The following is a 16217-nucleotide window of genomic DNA, read 5'->3' on the forward strand; positions in this document are numbered from 1 at the left end:
TCTGATTCCAGCAATCGGTGACGGTGATGAATCGTGGAGTTGCGCCAGCTTGAGTACTTCGTGGCGGTCGCCGAGGAACGGCACTTCACCCGCGCCGCCGAGCGGCTGCACGTGGCGCAGTCCGGCCTCTCCACCTCCATCCGCTCGCTGGAACGTGAGCTGGGCGCCAGCCTGTTCGTCCGCAACACCCGCAGCGTGGAGCTGACCGACGAGGGCCGGGCACTGCTCAGCCAGGCCCGGCACGCCCTGGCCAACGTGGCCGCCGCCAAGGACGCGGTGGCCGCCGTACGCGGACTGCTGCGCGGCACGCTCGCCATCGGCACCCTCCAGTGCCTCGGCGCGGTCGACCTCGCGGCGACGTTGGCCCGGTTCCACGCCGCCCACCCCGGTGTCGAGATCCGGTTGCGTCAGGGCGGCTCACCCGACCTGATCGAACGGGTCCGCACCGGCGACCTCGACCTGGCGTTCGTCTCCGCGCCCGCGAGCGCGGTGCCCGGCGTCGCGTTGGCCCCGTTCCGGGCCGAGCCGCTGGTGCTGGCGTGTGGGCCCGCCCATCCACTGCGGGACCGCGCCGCGGTCGACCTACGGGAGTTGCCGGGCGAGACGTTCGTCGACTTCTCCCCCGGCTGGATCAGTCGCGACGCCGTCGACCAGGCGATGGCCGCCGCCGGGGTGGAGCGGCGCGTCGCGTTCGAGGTCAACGACGTGCACTGGTTGCTCGACCTGGTCGGTCACGGGCTCGGCGTCGCCGTCGTACCGCAGGTCTTCCAGGGCAAGCGGACGGCCGCGCGTTTCGTGCCGCTCACCGACCCGCCGCACTGGCAGCTCGCGGTGGCGACCGCGGGCGGCCGGCATCCCAGCACCGCCGCGACGGCGCTGCTCGGCCTGGACGACATCCGGGCCGCCGCGACGAGCCGACCGGCCTGACCGACGCCGGGTCGGCGCTACGGTACGTCCGCGCGCCGACCCGACGCACGGCACCGAAGCGGTCCGTACACACTGGATGGTCATGCCTGACGACACCAGGACGACCGGATGCCGCACGCCGCTTCGTTTGTACGCGGAATAAATAATCTCCGCCTTCTCAGGGCAGCGGCACCCCTCCCGACACCCCTCGAACCACCGCCACGAAACGGGCATCCGCCCTGTTCGCAGTGGTGTTCACGGCCGCCCGATACCAACTCGTTACTTGACTCAATAGTTCGTTCGCCGTAGGAAGGAAGTGTGACTGACGTGGTGACGCCACCAACGAGCCCGGTGAGCCGGGAGCGGTCGAAGGAGATCAAGCGCCTCTCGGTGATCTCCACCGCCCGCCAGGTGCGGCTGCTCTCCCGCGCCGAGCTGACCGAGCTGACCGGGTTGAGCCCCGCCACGCTCACGCCCCTCGTGCGGGAACTGATCGCCGAGGGCTACCTGATCGAACGCGGCCCGGGCACCTCCCGGGCCGGCCGCCCCCGGGCCATGCTGGAGTTCAACCCGCGCGCCGAACTGGTCGCCGCGGTGGCGCTGGAACCCACCCGGATCAGTTGCGAGATCGCCGACAGCGACGGCGCCGTCATCGCCCACCGGGCGGTCCGGCTCAGCGGGGACATCGTCGAGACCATCTGCCGCTCCGTCCCCGAACTGGCCGGCGACGGGCTGCCCGCGCTGCGTGGGGTGGCGATCGCCGCGCCGGGTGTCTCCTCGGGCGGCACGGTCCGGCTCGCCCCCTCGGTGGGGCTGGTCGAGGGCCGGCAGATAGGCGAATCGGTGCAACGCCACCTCGGCGTACCGGTCGTGGTGGACAACGACGTCAACCTGATGGCGGCCGGCGAGCACGCCGCCGGGGCCGGCAGCGACGTGGCCGATCTGCTGCTGTTGCACGTCGCCGACGGCATCGGCGCCGGACTGGTGCTGGACGGTCAGGTCCGCCGGGGCGCCGGTGGCGCGGCCGGCGAGGTCGGCTTCCTGCCGCTGGACCCGACCGACCGGGGTCACGACGGGATAGGCCCGTTCGAGGCCCGGTGGTCGGAGAACGCCGTCGCCGAACGGGTCGTCGCGCTGGCCCCCGGCCGACGGCCGGACGAACCGGTGGCCGCCCTGGTCGAGCTGGCCCGCACCGACGCGCGGGCGACGGCCTACCTGGACGAGGTGTTGGCCGCCTGGTCCCGGCTGATCGTCTCCTGCGCCTGCGTGGTCGACCCGGGCCGGGTCCTGCTCAGCGGTGCCGCCGCCCAGCTCGACGACGACGCCGTGGCCCGCCTCCAGACGCTCGTCGACGCCTCCGCGCCCGCCGCCACCGAGGTACGCCGGGCGGTCCTCGGCGACCGCGCGGTGTTACACGGCGCGATCAGTTACGCCCTGGCCGCCGCGGCGGCCGGCACACCCCAGCTCCTTCCCACCCCTTGATCCCCTCCGGAGGTACCTCATGAAACGTCGACTTCTCCTGGCCGGGGCGCTCGCCTCGGTGCTCGCCGTCGGCACCGCCTGCGGCGGTGGCGGCTCGGACGACGCCGCCGGTGACGTTCAGCAGCTCACCATCTATACGGCTCGGGACAAGAAGGTCACCGACTTCGTGGTGGAGAAGTTCACCGCGAAGTACCCCGAGTACCAGGGCAAGGTCGAGATCCTCAACATCGGCGCGCAGGAGATCCTGGAGCGGGTCCGTGCCGAGAAGGCCAACCCGCAGGCGGACGTCTGGTGGGGCGGCACCCAGCAGGGCCTGTCCGCAGGCGCGGCCGAGGATCTGCTGGCCCCCTGGCAGCCGTCGTTCGCCGAGCAGATGGACGAGCAGTACAAGGACGCCGAGGGCCGCTGGTTCGGGGAGATCCTGCTGCCCGAGGTCATCATGTACAACAACGCGGCGCTGACCCCGGAGCAGGCCCCGAAGGACTGGGACGACCTGCTCGACCCGCAGTGGAAAGACAAGATCATCATCCGGGACGTGGCCGCGTCCGGCACCATGCGGTCGATCTACGCCTCGATGATCCAGCGTCTCTCCCCCGACGGCAGCAACCCGCAGCCCGGGTACGACTGGCTCAAGCGCCTCGACGCCAACACCGGCTCGTACGCGGCCAACCCGGCCGACCTGTACCTGAAGCTCTCCCGCCAGCAGGGCACGCTCAGCGCCTGGAACCTGCAGGACGTGCTCTTGCAGGCCAACCAGTCGAACATGCCCTTCGGCTACGTGATGCCCACCTCGGGCGCGCCGGTGCTGGTCGACGGCCTCGCCGCGGTCAAGGGCGGCAACTCCGAGGGTGCGCAGAAGTTCATCGAGTTCCTCTTCGACGACGGGCTCCGGGCCGATCTGGCCAAGGACTTCTTCCAGATCCCCGCCATCGAGATCGCCGACCAGCCGGAGTGGCTGGCCCAGCTCGACCTGCGCCCGATGAACGTCGACTGGAACGTGATCGCCGAGCACGAGACCGAGTGGATCAACCACTGGAACAGCCAGATCAAGAACAAGGGCTGACCCTGTCGGTACCGGGCCGGGTACGCGTACCCGGCCCGGCCGCCGATGCAAGGAGGGGTCCCTTCCTATACCGGAGGCGTTAGGAAGGGTCCCTTCCTTTCATCGCGGCCGGCAGCACGAGAAGGAGGACATCATGATCGATGTCACGCTGGAGTCGGTGAGCAAGCGATTCGCCCGCGCCGGCGACACCGCGGCCGTCGACGACGTCGACATCAGCATCGCCGCCGGTGAGTTCTTCACCCTGCTCGGCCCGAGCGGCTGCGGCAAGACCACCACCCTGCGCATGGTGGCCGGGTTTTACTTCCCGACCTCCGGCCGGATCCGCTTCGGCACCGAGGACGTCACCCGTCGCCCGCCGAACAAACGCGACACCGGCATGGTGTTCCAGAACTACGCACTGTTCCCGCACATGTCGGTGGCGCAGAACGTCGCGTACGGGCTGAAGATCCGCAAGGTCGGGCGGGCCGAGTCCCGGCGACGTGTCGAGGAGGCGCTGGGCGAGGTGCACCTGGGCGGGTACGGCGAGCGGCGCATCGACCAGCTCTCCGGCGGTCAGCAGCAGCGCGTGGCGTTGGCCCGGGCACTGGTCATCCGGCCGCGTACGCTGCTGCTCGACGAGCCGCTGTCCAACCTCGACGCGAAGCTGCGCGAGGAAACCCGCACCGAGATCCGCCGCATCCAGAAGGAGAGCGGCACCACCGCCATCTACGTCACCCACGACCAGGCCGAGGCGATGGCGATGTCGGACCGGATCGCGGTGATGGAGTCCGGCCGGGTGCAGCAGATCGGCGCCCCGCAGGAGATCTACCACCGGCCGACCAACGCCTTCGTGGCCCGGTTCATCGGCCGCAGCAACGTGCTGTCGCTGCCGGTCACGGCGGTCACCGACGAGACGGTCACCGTCGGCCGCCCGGACGGCACCGAGATCGCGGTGGCCGCGCCGGTCGGGCACGGCCTGCGGCCCGGCGAGGCCGCGCTGGTGTCGGTACGCCCGGAGCACATCGGCCTCACCTCGGCCACCGAGGCGGGCGCACTGCCCGGCCGGGTGACCGAGCTGGAGTTCACCGGCATGGCCACCAACCTGGTGGTCGAGGTGGCCGGTGAGTCGGTGCAGGTGGCCGCCATCGACGTGCCGTCCGGCATCGCCGTCGGCGACCAGATCGGGCTGCGGCTCAACCGGGAGCGCATGTGGGTGGTGCACCCGTGACGGCCGCACCCAGCGCCGCCACCGTCCCGCCGATCACCGAGGACCCGACCCCGGCCGGAGGCGGTCGTCGTCCCCGGCTGGGCGGACGCTTCGCCGGTGGCGCCAGCTCCCGCTGGTTCCCGTACGCGCTGGTGTTCCCGCTGGCGCTGATCCTGTTCGGATACGTGGTCCAGCCGATGTTCGCCACCTTCGCCGAGAGCGTCGGGGTGGACGGGGTGGCCAACTACACCGAGTTCCTGCGCGGCGAGGGCGTGGCCCGCTCGTCGCTGCTCACCTCGTTGGGCATCTCGGCGGCCAGCGTGCTGCTCTGCGGGATCGTCGGCGTGGCGATGGCGTTCCTGCTCAAGCGCTTCCAGTTCCCCGGCCGCCGGTTGATCGAGGCGATCATCCTGGTGCCGGCCGCGTTGCCGCCGCTGATCGGCGCCATCTCGTTCCAGTTGCTCTACAGCGAGACCGGCATCCTGCCGCGCGGGCTCCAGCAGTTGTTCGGCACCGAGAGCCCGGTGCTGCCGTTCACCGGTATCGCCGGTGTGCTGGTGGTGCACACCTTCACCATGTACCCGTTCTTCTATCTCGCCGCCTCGGCCGCGCTGGCCGGGATGGACCCGTCGGTGGAGGAGGCCGCGTACAACCTGGGCGCCGGTCGGGTCCGGGTGTGGCGTACCGTGCTGCTGCCGATGCTCACCCCGGCGCTGGTCTCGGCGTCGCTGCTGGTGTTCATGACCTCGCTGGCGTCGTACACCGCTCCGCTGCTGTTCGGGGTGGACCGCACGATGACCATGCAGATCTACATCAACCGCACCAACGGCGACCTGCCGATGGCCTCCACGTACGCCTCGGTGCTGGCGGTGGTGTCGATCCTGTTCCTGCTCGGTATGCGCTGGTACGAGGGGCGGCGCAGCTACCGCTCGCAGTCCAAGGGTGTCGCCGCGCACCGGCGGGAGATCACCAACCCGTTCGGCAAGTGGGCCGCGTTGGCCGCCTCGATCCTGGCCACGGTGGTGCTGCTGGCGCCGGTGGGCACGATCGGGCTGGTGGCGTTCTCCGAGGACGGCTCGTGGACGACCGAGGTGATCCCGTCGGCGTACACCTGGCAGAACTTCGTCACCATCTTCTCCGACCCGAGGGCGTTCCAGCCGATCCTCAACTCGTTGCAGATGAGCCTGATCGCCACGGTCGCGTGCGTGGTGGTCGGCGTGCTCATCGCGTACGCGGTGCGGCGGTTGGACTTCCGGGGCCGGGCGCTGCTGGACGTGGCGGTCATGCTGGCGTGGGCGCTGCCCGGCACGGTGGTGGCGATCAACCTGATCTCGGCGTTCAGCACCGGCAACGCGTTCAGCTTCGGGCAGGTGCTGATCGGCACCTTCTGGATCATGCCGCTGGCGTACTTCGTGCGGTTCCTGCCGCTGGTGTTCCGGTCCAGTTCGGCCACGCTGGCGCAGATCGACCCCTCGCTGGAGGAGGCGGCCCGCAACCTGGGCGCCTCGTGGTGGCGGGCGTTCGGCACGGTCACCCTGCGGCTGATGGTCCCCGGGGTGGCGGCCGGGGCGCTGCTGGCCTTCGTCAACGGCGTCGGCGAGTTCGTCGCCTCGGTGCTGATCTACACGTCGCAGACGGCACCGATCTCAGTCGAGATCAACAATCGGATGTACTCGTTCGAGGTCGGCACCGCCGCCGCGTACGGCATGCTCCAGGTGGCGCTGATCTTCGTGGTGATGGTGGTCTCCGGTCGGTTGCAGAGCGGCCGGTCGGCGTCCCGGGAGGCGGCGAAGTGGACGGCGTGACGCACACCGAGGTGACGGTGAGCTGGCCGGAGTCCGGCCTGCTGCCGGTCGGCCGGGTGCCCGGTGGCGAACTGGCGGCGGTGGCCGCCGCCGCGGACTTCGCGGTGCTGCCGGTCGGCGCGGTCGAATGGCACGGCCCGCACCTGCCGCTGGGCACCGACCTGATCCTGGCCGAGGGGTTCGCCGCCGAGAGCGGCGCGAGCGGCGACGGTCCGCGCGGGGTGCTCTTCCCCGCCGTGCCGTACGCGGCCTGCCCGGGGCAGACCCGCCCCTGGCCGGGGACGGTGGCGATCCGCCCGGAGATCGCGGTCGGCTACCTGGCCGACGTGATCGAGGGGATCGTCGCCGCCGGTTTCCCCCGGCTGCTGATCGTCAACGGGCACGACGCCAACATGTCCACCGTCCGGGCCGCGATGGAGTGGGTCTCCGGCCGCCGCCAGGCCAGCCTGCTGCTGGTCAACTGGTTCCAGTTGGTCACCCCGGCGGAGACCACCCAGCTCTACGGCGAGCTGCCCGCGCGTGGGCACGGCGGGGCGTACGAGACCTCCGGCGTGCTCGGTTTCGACCCCGACGCGGTACGCCTGGACGCGGTCGAGGACCTGCCGCCGAAGCCGAAGCTGCCGGTGGCGCACCCGTACGTGCTGGTGGAGTCCCGGCCCGACCCGTGGCAGGGCTGGTCCGGGCACATCTCGCTGGCCGACGTGGCGCGCGGCGAACGGGTCCGGCACCTCGCCGGTGCCCGGCTGCGGGAGATCGTGGCCGCCTGGGTCGCCGCGCCGCCACCCGCGCCGCCCACCGCCGATCCGCTGCCGACCGATCCGCCGCCGTCCGGTGATCCGCTGTCCGGGGAGGAGGGGTGACCGTGGACCGGGGACTGGACGTCGTCGACTTCCACCTGCACTTCCGCATCGGCGCCGACGAGACGGTCCACGCCTGCGAGGAGGCCGCCGGGATGCATCCCGGCGGGGCGTCCGAGCGGGCCGCCCGCGCCGCCGCCTCCGCCCCGTACGCGCGGGCCTGGCGACAGGCGTGGTCGTTCCCGGAGCCGGAGCCGCCCGCCGCGCACTGGCCGGACGAGGCCGACCGCTGGGCCGACGAGTTGCGCCGGGTCGGCGTACGCCGGGCGGTGTTCGTCACCGGCGGCGGCAACGACGCGGTGGCCGACGTGGTCGACCGGCACCCGGACCTGCTGCTGGGCTTCGCCCACCACGACCCGTACGCGCCGGACGCCGCCGCCGAGCTGGAACGGGCGGTCACCGAACGCGGCCTGCGCGGGTTGAAGCTGTTCGCGCCGTTGCTGCGCGGACCGCTCGACGGGCCGGACCTCGATCCGCTCTGGGGCACCGCGCAGCGACTCGGTGTGCCGGTGCTGATCCACATCGGGCACTACGGCAGCGCCGGTGGCCTCACCTTCGGCCGGCACGGCGGCCCGGAGGAACTGGCCCGGATGGCCCGCCGGTTCCCGGAGCTGCCGGTGGTGGTGCCGCACTTCGGCGTGCAGTACGTGCAGGAGCTGCTCTTCACCGCCTGGGGCTGCCCGAACGTGCACGTCGACACCTCCGGCTCCAACCAGTGGGTGCGCTGGATGCCGTACAAGCTGACGCTGGAGGACCTGTTCCGGCGCTGCTACGAGACCATCGGCCCGCAGCGGATCGTGTTCGGCAGCGACTCGTCGTGGTTCCCGCGCGGGTACGTCACCCGCTACCTCGACGACCAGCTCCGCATCTGCCGGGAACTGGGCCTGCCCGACGAGCACCTGCGTGCGATCTTCGCCGGTAACGCCGAGCGCCTGCTCGGCCTCGACGACTGACCGGCCGACCGTCCGGGACGGCCACCACGCCGGCCCGGCCTGGAGAGGAATAAGGAACTCCGTCATGAGCACACCCGCGCTGACCACCTACCAGCGGCACCACCTGCGCCCCACCTACGACCACCACGTCGGGCACCTCTTCCCGGCGATGGTGCGGGCCAGCCAGGCACACGTGGTGATGCTGACCGAGCAGGGACTGGTCCCCGCCGAGCGGGGCGCCCGGTTGCTGCGCGGACTGGCCGAGCTGCGCGCCGACCAGGCCGACACGCCGCCCTTCGACGGCACCTTCGAGGACACGTACTACCTGGTGGAGAAGCGCCTCGCGGCGGCCTGCGGGGTGCCCACCTCGGAGCTGGACGTGCAGATGGCGCGCAGCCGCAACGACCTCGACGCCGGGGTGTTCCGGATGCTGCTGCGCGACCAGGTGGCCGGGGTGCTCGACCGGGTGCTGGACGCCGGGACGGTCGCGCTGGACGCCGCGGACCGGTACGCGGACGTGGTGATCACCGGTTACACCCACCGGCGTCCGGCCCAGCCGACCACCATCGGGCACGCCCTGGCCGGGTACGCCGAGGCGCTGGCCGGGGAGGCGGTCGCCTACGCCGACCTGATCGAGGCGCTCAACGTCTCCCCGTTGGGGTCCTGCGCGTTCGCCGGCACCGACCTGGACATCTCCCCCGCCCGGGTGGCCGAGCTGCTCGGTTTCGCCGCCCTGGTGACCAACTCGTACGAGGCGGTGGCCGGCGCCGACCACCTGGTGCGGGTCGGCACCCTCAACGCCCAGGCGCTGGCCACCGGGGCACGGCTGGCCCGTACCCTGATGGACTGGCTGAGCTGGCAGTGGGTGACCACGCCGGGTGACTTCACCCAGGGCAGCAGCATCATGCCGCAGAAGCGCAACCCGGTGGTGCTGGAACACCTGGTCTCGTACGCCGGGCAGGCCGCCGCCGACGCCGCCTCGGTGCTGAACAACGTGGGCGCGGCCTGGTGGGAGGACTCGAACAACGCCACCACCGACGTGCAGGTGCGGCTCTGGGAGAGCAACGACCGGGCGGACCGCTTCTTCGCCCTGCTCGGCGGCTTCCTCGCCGAGATCGCGCCGTTGACGCCGCCGTCGGCGGCCGAGATCGTCGCCTCCGGGGCCACCACGACCGCCGCCGCCGACGCCCTGACCCGGCACGGTGTGCCGTTCCGGGCCGCGCACTCGGTGGTGGGTCGACTGGTGCGCGGTGGTGATCCGCAGGGCTGGACCGCCGACGAGGTGCGGGCCGCCGCCGAGGGGCTGGTGCCCGGCGGGCTCGCTGACGCCGCCGTGGACGACCTGATCGCCGCCGCCGTCCGACCGGAGCTGGTGCTGGGCCGCGCCCAAGCCGACGGGCCGGGCAGCGACGCGGTGCGCGCCCAGGTGTCGACGCTGCGGAGCGGCTTCGACGCGGCACGGGCACGGCTGGCGGCGGTCCGCGACCGACTCGACCGGGCCGACGCAACGCTGGACGCGGTCGCCGCCGAACTGGCGGCCCGATGAGCGTGCAACTGGCGCGGCCCGAGGCGGGCGCGCACACCGACGGGCTGCTGCTCGGCATCGACTTCGGCGGGACCAAGATGGCCGTCGGGGTGGCCGACCGGCGGGGCCGGCTGGTGGCCCGGGAGCGGGTCCCCACGTACGCCGAGCGCAGTGCGCCGCAGGCGCTGGAACGGGCGTTGCACCTGGCCGCCCGGTTGGTGGCCGAGGTGGGCGGCCCGCTGCTGGCCGCCGGGGTGGCCTCGCCCGGGGTGATCCGGCCGGACGGCATCGAGCTGGCGCCGAACGTCCCCGGCTGGGAGGGACTGCGGCTGGCCGACGCGGTCCGGGAGGCGCTCGGCGTGACCGAGGTGGCGGTGGACAACGACCTCAACGCCGCCGCCCTGGCCGAACTGCGGCTCGGTGCGCTGCGCGACGCCGACCCGGGCCTGGTGCTGGGGTTGGGCACCGGGGTTGCCGCGGCGATCACGGTCGGCGGCGCGGTGGTCTCCGGCCACCGGGGCGCGGCCGGTGAGATCGGGTACGCGGTCTCCGGCGGCCCGTGGCCGGGCACCATGCTGGAGCTGGACTTCTCCGGCCGGGCCCTGGACGGGCTCGCCGCCGAACTGGGACTGGTCGGCGGCGCGGCGGCTCTCACCGAGGCGGCCGGACGCCCCGGGCCGGAACGGCGGGCGTTGACCGCCCGGCTCGACGAGTTGGCCCGGCACCTGGTGACGAGTTGCCTGCTGCTGGACCCGCAGCGGGTGGTGCTGGTCGGCGGGGTGGCCGGCAGCGCGCTGATCCGGGAACTGCTCGTCGACCGGCTCACCGAGGTGCTGCCGCACCGGCCGGAGGTGGTACTGTCCCGGTTCGCCGACGACGCCGCCCTGCTGGGCGCGGTCACGCTCGCGCGGGAAGCGGTGGTGGTCACCGGCTGACCGCCGGGACGACACCCGCTACCGGATGGCGTCGAGCCACAACCACAGGTTAGCCTAACCTAACTTGTGGAGAGTGAGGCGAGATGGCACAGCCGACGGCGGAGGTCCGCCGCACCGACCGACGGCGGGTGAGGTGACCGTGCGGATCAGCCCGACCGGCCGGTTGTTCGGCGAGATGTTCTGGCGGCAGCGCCGGGACACCGCGCTCTGCACCGCCTTCTGGTCGCTGCACCAGGTGTGCGAGGCACTGGTCCCGGTGGCCATCGGCCTGGTCATCGACCAGGCGGTGAGCACCGGGTCCACCTCGGCGATGATCTGGTCCGTCCTCGGGATCTTCGCGTTGTTCACCGCGTTGACCATGGGCTGGCGGTCCGGGTTCTGGTTCCTGTCCAAGGCGGTGACCGAGGAGTCGCACCTGCTGCGGATGCGTGTGGTCCGGCGCCTGCTGGGCGGGCAGGGCATCCGCACCGGTCGGCAGAGCGGTGAGCTGCTCTCCATCGCCACCACCGACACCCAGGCCGCCGCCGACTCACTGGAGCTGGGCAGCCGGGTGGTCTCCGCGCTGCTCGGGTTGGTCGTCTCCACGATCGTCCTGCTGCGGATCGACTGGACGCTCGGGCTCGGGCTGGTCATCGGCATCCCGGTGCTGGTGCTCGGCCTGCACGCGCTCGGGCCGGTAGTGGAACGCCACACCTCGGCGCAGCAGCAGGCCATCGGCCGGGCTGCCGCGACCGCGTCGGACCTGCTGCGCGGGCTACGACCGCTGCGCGGGTTCGGCGGCGTCGACGAGGCGTCGCGGCGTTACCGCAGCGCCAGCCGCACCTCGCTGCGCGCCAACGTCGGCGCGGTCAAGGCCGGTGCCGCGTTCGTCGGCGTGTCGACCTTCACCACCGGCCTGCTGATCACCGTCGTGGCCGCCCTGGCCGGTTGGTTCGCCCTGGAGGGGCGGATCACGGTCGGGCAGCTCATCACCATCGTCGGCCTGGCCGCGTTCATCACCGACCCGGTGCTGAACCTGGCCGACTGCGTCTTCCGGCTGGCCACCGCGCGGGCCAGCGCGACCCGGGTCGCCGAGGTGCTGGCCGCGCCCGAGCGTGCCGCCTCCGGCGTACGGGCGGCGCAGCCCGGCCCGCTGGTCCTCGCCGAGGTGCACACCCCGGGCCTGGACGGTGCCACTCTCGAGGTGCGTCCCGGGGAGGTGCTCGGAGTGGTCACCGGGCAGACCACCACCGCCGACGACGTCACCGACCTGCTGGCCGGGGCACGGGCACCGGAGCGGGGCAAGGTGACCCTGGCCGGCACACCGTTCGGCGACCTCGACGTCGCCTCGCTGCGGCAGGTGGTGCTCGTCGAGCCGCACGCGGTCGACCTGTTCGGCGGCACCCTGCGCGAGGTGCTGCAGAGCGGGGACGACCGGGACGACGCGGCACTGCGGCAGAGCATGGCGGCGGCCTCCGTCGACGACCTGCTCGCCGAGGGCGGCACCGGCCTGGACCGTGAACTGCTCGACCACGGGCTGAACCTCTCCGGCGGGCAACGGCAGCGGATCGCCCTGGCCCGGGCGCTGCTCGCGGACCGGCCGGTCACCGTGTTCCGCGATCCGACGACGGCGGTCGACGCGGTCACCGAGCACGCCATCGCCGAGGGGATCCGCTCCCGCCGGTCCGGGGACGAACGCGCCACCGTGCTGGTCACCACCAGCGCTCCCCTGCTCGACCGGTGTGACCGCGTCGTCTTCCTCGACGCCGGGCGGGTGGCCGCCGTCGGATCGCACCGGGACCTGCTCACCCAGTCCGCGTACGCCGAGGTGGTCCTGCGATGAGCGCGACGACGATGCTGCCGGTCGCCTCCGGCCGGGAGACCCTGGCCACCTTCTGGCGCAACCTGCGCCGCTATCCGCTGCTGGCCTGGGCGTCGGTCCTGACATCCGTCGCGGCCAGCGGTGCGGCCGTGGTGGTGCCGATCCTGCTCGGTCGCCTGGTCGACCTGGTCGTCGCGGGCGGCACCGTCGACGCGCTGCTGGTGACCTCGGCCTGGATCCTCGGCATCGGCCTGCTGGCCGCGGTGCTGACCGGCGTGTCCCGGTGGCTGGTCACCGAGTGGGGCATGCGGGCCTGCGCCGACCTGCGGGAGGAGGTGCTCGACCGGGCCCTGCGGATGGACTCGGCCCGGTTGGAGAGCGCCGGCTCCGGCGACGTCGCCGCCCGGGTCACCGACGACGTGGAACAGGTCACCGACTCGGTGCGGCTGGCCGCCGGGATCTTCACCGCCCTGGTCACCGTCGTCATCACGTTCGCCGGTTTCGCCACCCTGGACTGGCGGATCGCGCTCGCGTTCCTGGTCGTCTTCCCGGTGCACGTGCTCAGCCTGCGCCGGTTCGTGCCCCAGGCGAAGCGGCTCTACGCCGCCGAGCGCGAGGCGGCGGCGGAGCGGACGCAGAGCCTGCTGACCACGTTCACCGGTGCCCGGACGGTGCACGCCTACGGCATGGCACAGCGGCAGGGCCAGCGGGTGGACGGGGCGTCACGCAAGGCGGTCACCGCCCGGCTGCGGGCGGTACGCGGATTCCTGTGGTTCGCGAACATGATGAACTACGCGGAGGCGATCGGCCTCACCGCCGTGCTGCTGACCGGCTTCCTGCTGGTCCGCGCGGGCGAGAGCAGCGTGGGTGACGTCACCGCCGCCGCGCTGCTGTTCCACCGCCTCTTCGGCCCGCTCGGCATGCTGCTGATCTCGTTCAACGACGTCCAGTCGGCCGGTGCCGCGCTCGCCCGGCTGGTCGGCATCACCGGACTCGACGTCCCGGCGTCGCGCCCGCGTGCCGGGGACCGGCCGGCGGGCGGGATCGGCGCGAAGTCGATCGGGCACCGCTACCCCGGCGGGCCCACCGTCGTGCACGACGTGTCGGTGGAGATCGCCGAGGGCGAGTCACTGGCCGTGGTCGGCGAGAGCGGTGCGGGCAAGACGACGCTGGCGGCCATCCTCGGCGGGGTGTTCCCGGCCGCCGAGGGCGAGGTGCTGCTCGGCGGGCGGCCGATCGCCGACCTCGATCCGGTGGAACTGCGTCGTACCGTCGGCGTCGTCACCCAGGAGGTGCACGTCTTCGCCGGCACTCTCGCCGACGACCTGCGGTTGGCGGTGCCGCACGCGGCCGAGGAGCAGATGTGGGACGCGCTGCGGCTGGTCGGTGCCGACCACTGGGTCGCCGCCCTGCCGGAGGGGCTGCACACCCGGGTCGGCGAGGGCGAGCACCCGGTCACCCCGGGGCAGGCGCAACAGGTGGCGCTGGCCCGGGTCGCGTTGCTCGACCCGCCGATCGTGGTGCTGGACGAGGCGAGTGCCGAGGCGGGCAGTGCCGGGGCCCGGCAACTGGAGCTGGCCAGTGCCGCCCTGGTGCGGGGACGCACCGCGGTGGTGGTCGCGCACCGGCTCACCCAGGCGCAGAGCTGTGACCGGATCGCGGTGATGGCACACGGGCGGATCGTCGAGCTGGGCACCCCGGCGGAACTCGTCGCCGCGGGCGGCCGGTACGCCGAACTCTGGGCCGCCTGGCAACGCTGACCGTACGGCCGCCGGTCAGGGTCGTCCGGCGAAGGTCAGGGTCGTCCGGCGGGGGCGGTCAGTCGGCGGCCGGTTCCGCCCGACCGGCCCACCGGCCGCGTACGTGGCCGATGTGCACGCGCATCAGCCGTTCCAGGCCGACCCGGTCGCCCGCCTCGATCAGGTCGAGCATCTCGACGTGCTCGCGGGCGGACGGCACCAGTTCCCCGGTCTCGGCGAGCCGGGCCAGGCCGAACAGCCGCGACCTCGCCCGCAGCTCACCGACGAGCGAGACCAGATGGCTGTTGCCGGCCAGCGCGAGCAGTTCCAGGTGGAACCGGCGGTCGTGCTCGATGTAGGCGATCAGGTCCCGGCGCTCGGCGACCTCGACGATCCGGTGGGCGACCGGCCGCAGCCGCGCGACGTCCTCGGCGGTGGCCACGCCGATCACCCGCAGGGTGGTCGGCACCTCGATCAACCGCCGGATCTCGGTCAGGTTGTCGAGTTCCCGGTCGGACAGTTCGGTGACCCGGAAACCCTTGTTCCGCACGGTCTCGACCAGGCCCTCCTTGACCAGGTCGAGCATCGCCTCGCGGACCGGTGTGGCGGAGACGCCGAGTCGCGCGGCGAGCGTCGGTGCGGAGTAGACCTCGCCGGGGCGCATCCGGCCGGCCACCAGCGCGGCCCGCAGGGCGTGCGCGACCTGCCCGCGCAGGCTCGTACGCGCCCCCAGCGCCGGCAACTCCAGGGCGTCCGTCACCACCACGTCTCCTTCTCGGCGGCGGCGTGCAGCGCCGCCGACCGCCCGGCGGGTGGTGCCGCCGCCCAGCCGGACTGCGCGGCGCGGGCCGCCTCGGCGGCCGTGCCGACGTCCTCGGCGGTCGCGGCGGGCAGCGAGACGACGACGTCCTCGGGACGCTGGGGGCAGGCGGACACGACGACGGACATGAGAACTCCGGTGCTGGTCAGAGCTGGAAGCCGGCGGGGAACGGGTCGGTGGGGTCGAGGAGGTACTGGGCGGTGCCGGTGATCCAGGCGCGGCCGGTGACCGTCGGGACCACGGCCGGTCGACCGGCCACGGTGGTGCGCTCCAGCAGCCTGCCGACGAAACGGCTGCCGATCAGCGACTCGTTGACGAAGTCGGCGCCCAGCGCCAGCTCGCCCCGGGCGTGCAGTTGGGCCATCCGCGCGGAGGTGCCGGTGCCGCAGGGCGAGCGGTCGAACCAGCCGGGGTGGATGGCCATGGCGTGCCGCGAGTGCCGGGCGTCCGAGCCCGGTGCGGCGAGGTAGACGTGGTGGCAGCCGGCGATCGTCGGGTCCTCCGGATGCACCGGTCGGAGCTGGTCGGTGACCGCGTCCATGACGGCCAGCCCGGCGTCGAGCATCCGCTGCCGGGCCTGCGGGTCGGTGGGCGTGAAGGCGATGCCGAGCCGGTCGAGGTCGACGACGGCGTAGAAGTTGCCGCCGAAGGCGAGGTCGAGGGTGACCGGTCCGTACCCGGGCACGTCGACCGTGGCGTCCAGCTCCGACACGAAGGCGGGTACGTTGCGCAGGGTCACCGACTCGGCGTGCCCGTCGCGGACCGCCACGTCGACCGTCACCAGCCCGGCCGGGGTGTCGAGCCGGATCGCGGTGACCGGCTCGGTGACGGTCACCATGCCGGTCTCCACCAGCACGGTGGCGACCCCGATGGTGCCGTGCCCGCACATCGGCAGGCAGCCGCTGACCTCGATGAAGAGCACGCCCCAGTCGGCGTCGGGCCGGGTGGGCGGTTGCAGGATCGCCCCGCTCATCGCGGCGTGTCCACGCGGCTCGCACATCAGCAGGGTGCGGAGGTGGTCGAGGTGCGCGACGAAGTGCCGCCGCCGCTGCGCCATCGAGTCGCCGGGGACCACACCGATCCCGCCGGTGATCACCCGCGTCGGCATGCCCTCGGTGTGCGAGTCGACCGCGTGGAACACCCGGGTGCTGCGCATCGCCCTACCG

Annotated in this window: 14 protein-coding genes; 11 read left to right on the top strand and 3 right to left on the bottom strand. The window is 72.8% G+C overall.

From position 1 onward, the window contains the following. The first annotated feature begins 33 nt into the window (after window positions 1-33). From ACQVFL_RS16365 to ACQVFL_RS16415, 11 genes are all read left to right on the top strand, one after another. Window positions 34-927, top strand: coding sequence for a LysR family transcriptional regulator (locus tag ACQVFL_RS16365; protein ID WP_396698471.1), 894 nt, complete (start codon window positions 34-36; stop codon window positions 925-927). Between the two features lie 297 nt (window positions 928-1224). Next, window positions 1225-2388, top strand: a complete 1164-nt coding sequence (locus ACQVFL_RS16370; protein WP_396698469.1) for an ROK family protein — start codon at window positions 1225-1227, stop codon at window positions 2386-2388. A gap of 19 nt (window positions 2389-2407) precedes the next feature. Continuing rightward, window positions 2408-3451, top strand: a complete 1044-nt coding sequence (locus ACQVFL_RS16375; protein ID WP_396698467.1) for an extracellular solute-binding protein — start codon at window positions 2408-2410, stop codon at window positions 3449-3451. Between the two features lie 133 nt (window positions 3452-3584). Then, entirely contained in the window at window positions 3585-4658 is a 1074-nt protein-coding gene (locus ACQVFL_RS16380) for an ABC transporter ATP-binding protein (protein WP_431726885.1), read from the top strand. Further along, complete coding sequence (locus ACQVFL_RS16385; RefSeq protein WP_431726886.1) at window positions 4655-6442, top strand: ABC transporter permease; 1788 nt, start codon at window positions 4655-4657, stop codon at window positions 6440-6442. The genes ACQVFL_RS16380 and ACQVFL_RS16385 overlap by 4 nt, the downstream gene beginning before the upstream one ends. Continuing rightward, window positions 6439-7302, top strand: a complete 864-nt coding sequence (locus ACQVFL_RS16390) for a creatininase family protein (RefSeq protein WP_431726887.1) — start codon at window positions 6439-6441, stop codon at window positions 7300-7302. The genes ACQVFL_RS16385 and ACQVFL_RS16390 overlap by 4 nt, the downstream gene beginning before the upstream one ends. Before the next feature lie 2 nt (window positions 7303-7304). After that, complete coding sequence (locus ACQVFL_RS16395; RefSeq protein ID WP_396698461.1) at window positions 7305-8252, top strand: amidohydrolase family protein; 948 nt, start codon at window positions 7305-7307, stop codon at window positions 8250-8252. A gap of 64 nt (window positions 8253-8316) precedes the next feature. Further along, the gene (locus ACQVFL_RS16400; protein ID WP_431726888.1) at window positions 8317-9777 is read left to right on the top strand and encodes an argininosuccinate lyase; all 1461 of its coding nucleotides are present in this window, start codon (window positions 8317-8319) and stop codon (window positions 9775-9777) included. Next, window positions 9774-10691 carry an ROK family protein gene (locus tag ACQVFL_RS16405; protein WP_396698457.1) on the top strand — a complete coding sequence of 306 codons (918 nt, stop codon included), beginning with the start codon at window positions 9774-9776 and terminating at the stop codon, window positions 10689-10691. The genes ACQVFL_RS16400 and ACQVFL_RS16405 overlap by 4 nt, the downstream gene beginning before the upstream one ends. 139 nt (window positions 10692-10830) lie before the next feature. Continuing rightward, window positions 10831-12513 carry an ABC transporter ATP-binding protein gene (locus tag ACQVFL_RS16410; RefSeq protein ID WP_431726889.1) on the top strand — a complete coding sequence of 561 codons (1683 nt, stop codon included), beginning with the start codon at window positions 10831-10833 and terminating at the stop codon, window positions 12511-12513. Then, a complete protein-coding gene (locus tag ACQVFL_RS16415; protein ID WP_431726890.1) occupies window positions 12510-14252 on the top strand; it encodes an ABC transporter ATP-binding protein in 1743 nt (580 codons plus the stop codon). Before ACQVFL_RS16410 ends, ACQVFL_RS16415 begins: the two co-directional genes overlap by 4 nt. Before the next feature lie 58 nt (window positions 14253-14310). Here the strand turns inward: ACQVFL_RS16415 and ACQVFL_RS16420 are convergent, their stop codons facing one another. The 3 genes from ACQVFL_RS16420 to ACQVFL_RS16430 are packed head-to-tail and all read right to left on the bottom strand — an operon-like array spanning window position 14311 to window position 16207. Next, window positions 14311-14991: a GntR family transcriptional regulator gene (locus ACQVFL_RS16420; protein ID WP_431726891.1), complete on the bottom strand. Its 681-nt coding sequence runs from the start codon at window positions 14989-14991 to the stop codon at window positions 14311-14313. Continuing rightward, on the bottom strand, window positions 14988-15179 hold the full coding sequence (locus ACQVFL_RS16425; protein WP_431726892.1) for an aldehyde dehydrogenase family protein: 192 nt from the start codon (window positions 15177-15179) through the stop codon (window positions 14988-14990). The genes ACQVFL_RS16420 and ACQVFL_RS16425 overlap by 4 nt, the downstream gene beginning before the upstream one ends. A 17-nt stretch (window positions 15180-15196) precedes the next feature. Continuing rightward, a complete protein-coding gene (locus ACQVFL_RS16430) occupies window positions 15197-16207 on the bottom strand; it encodes a proline racemase family protein (protein WP_396698447.1) in 1011 nt (336 codons plus the stop codon). Window positions 16208-16217: the final 10 nt, after the last annotated feature.

The organism is Verrucosispora sp. TAA-831, assembly GCF_050780145.1.
Taxonomy (GTDB): Bacteria; Actinomycetota; Actinomycetes; order Mycobacteriales; family Micromonosporaceae; genus Micromonospora.

Coding starts and splice junctions, on each gene's coding strand:
- ACQVFL_RS16425 (WP_431726892.1), bottom strand. CDS start 15,179: ATGTCCGTCGTCGTGTCCGCCTGCCCCCAGCGTCCCGAGGACGTCGTC.
- ACQVFL_RS16430 (WP_396698447.1), bottom strand. CDS start 16,207: ATGCGCAGCACCCGGGTGTTCCACGCGGTCGACTCGCACACCGAGGGC.
- ACQVFL_RS16375 (WP_396698467.1), top strand. CDS start 2,408: ATGAAACGTCGACTTCTCCTGGCCGGGGCGCTCGCCTCGGTGCTCGCC.
- ACQVFL_RS16400 (WP_431726888.1), top strand. CDS start 8,317: ATGAGCACACCCGCGCTGACCACCTACCAGCGGCACCACCTGCGCCCC.
- ACQVFL_RS16405 (WP_396698457.1), top strand. CDS start 9,774: ATGAGCGTGCAACTGGCGCGGCCCGAGGCGGGCGCGCACACCGACGGG.
- ACQVFL_RS16415 (WP_431726890.1), top strand. CDS start 12,510: ATGAGCGCGACGACGATGCTGCCGGTCGCCTCCGGCCGGGAGACCCTG.
- ACQVFL_RS16380 (WP_431726885.1), top strand. CDS start 3,585: ATGATCGATGTCACGCTGGAGTCGGTGAGCAAGCGATTCGCCCGCGCC.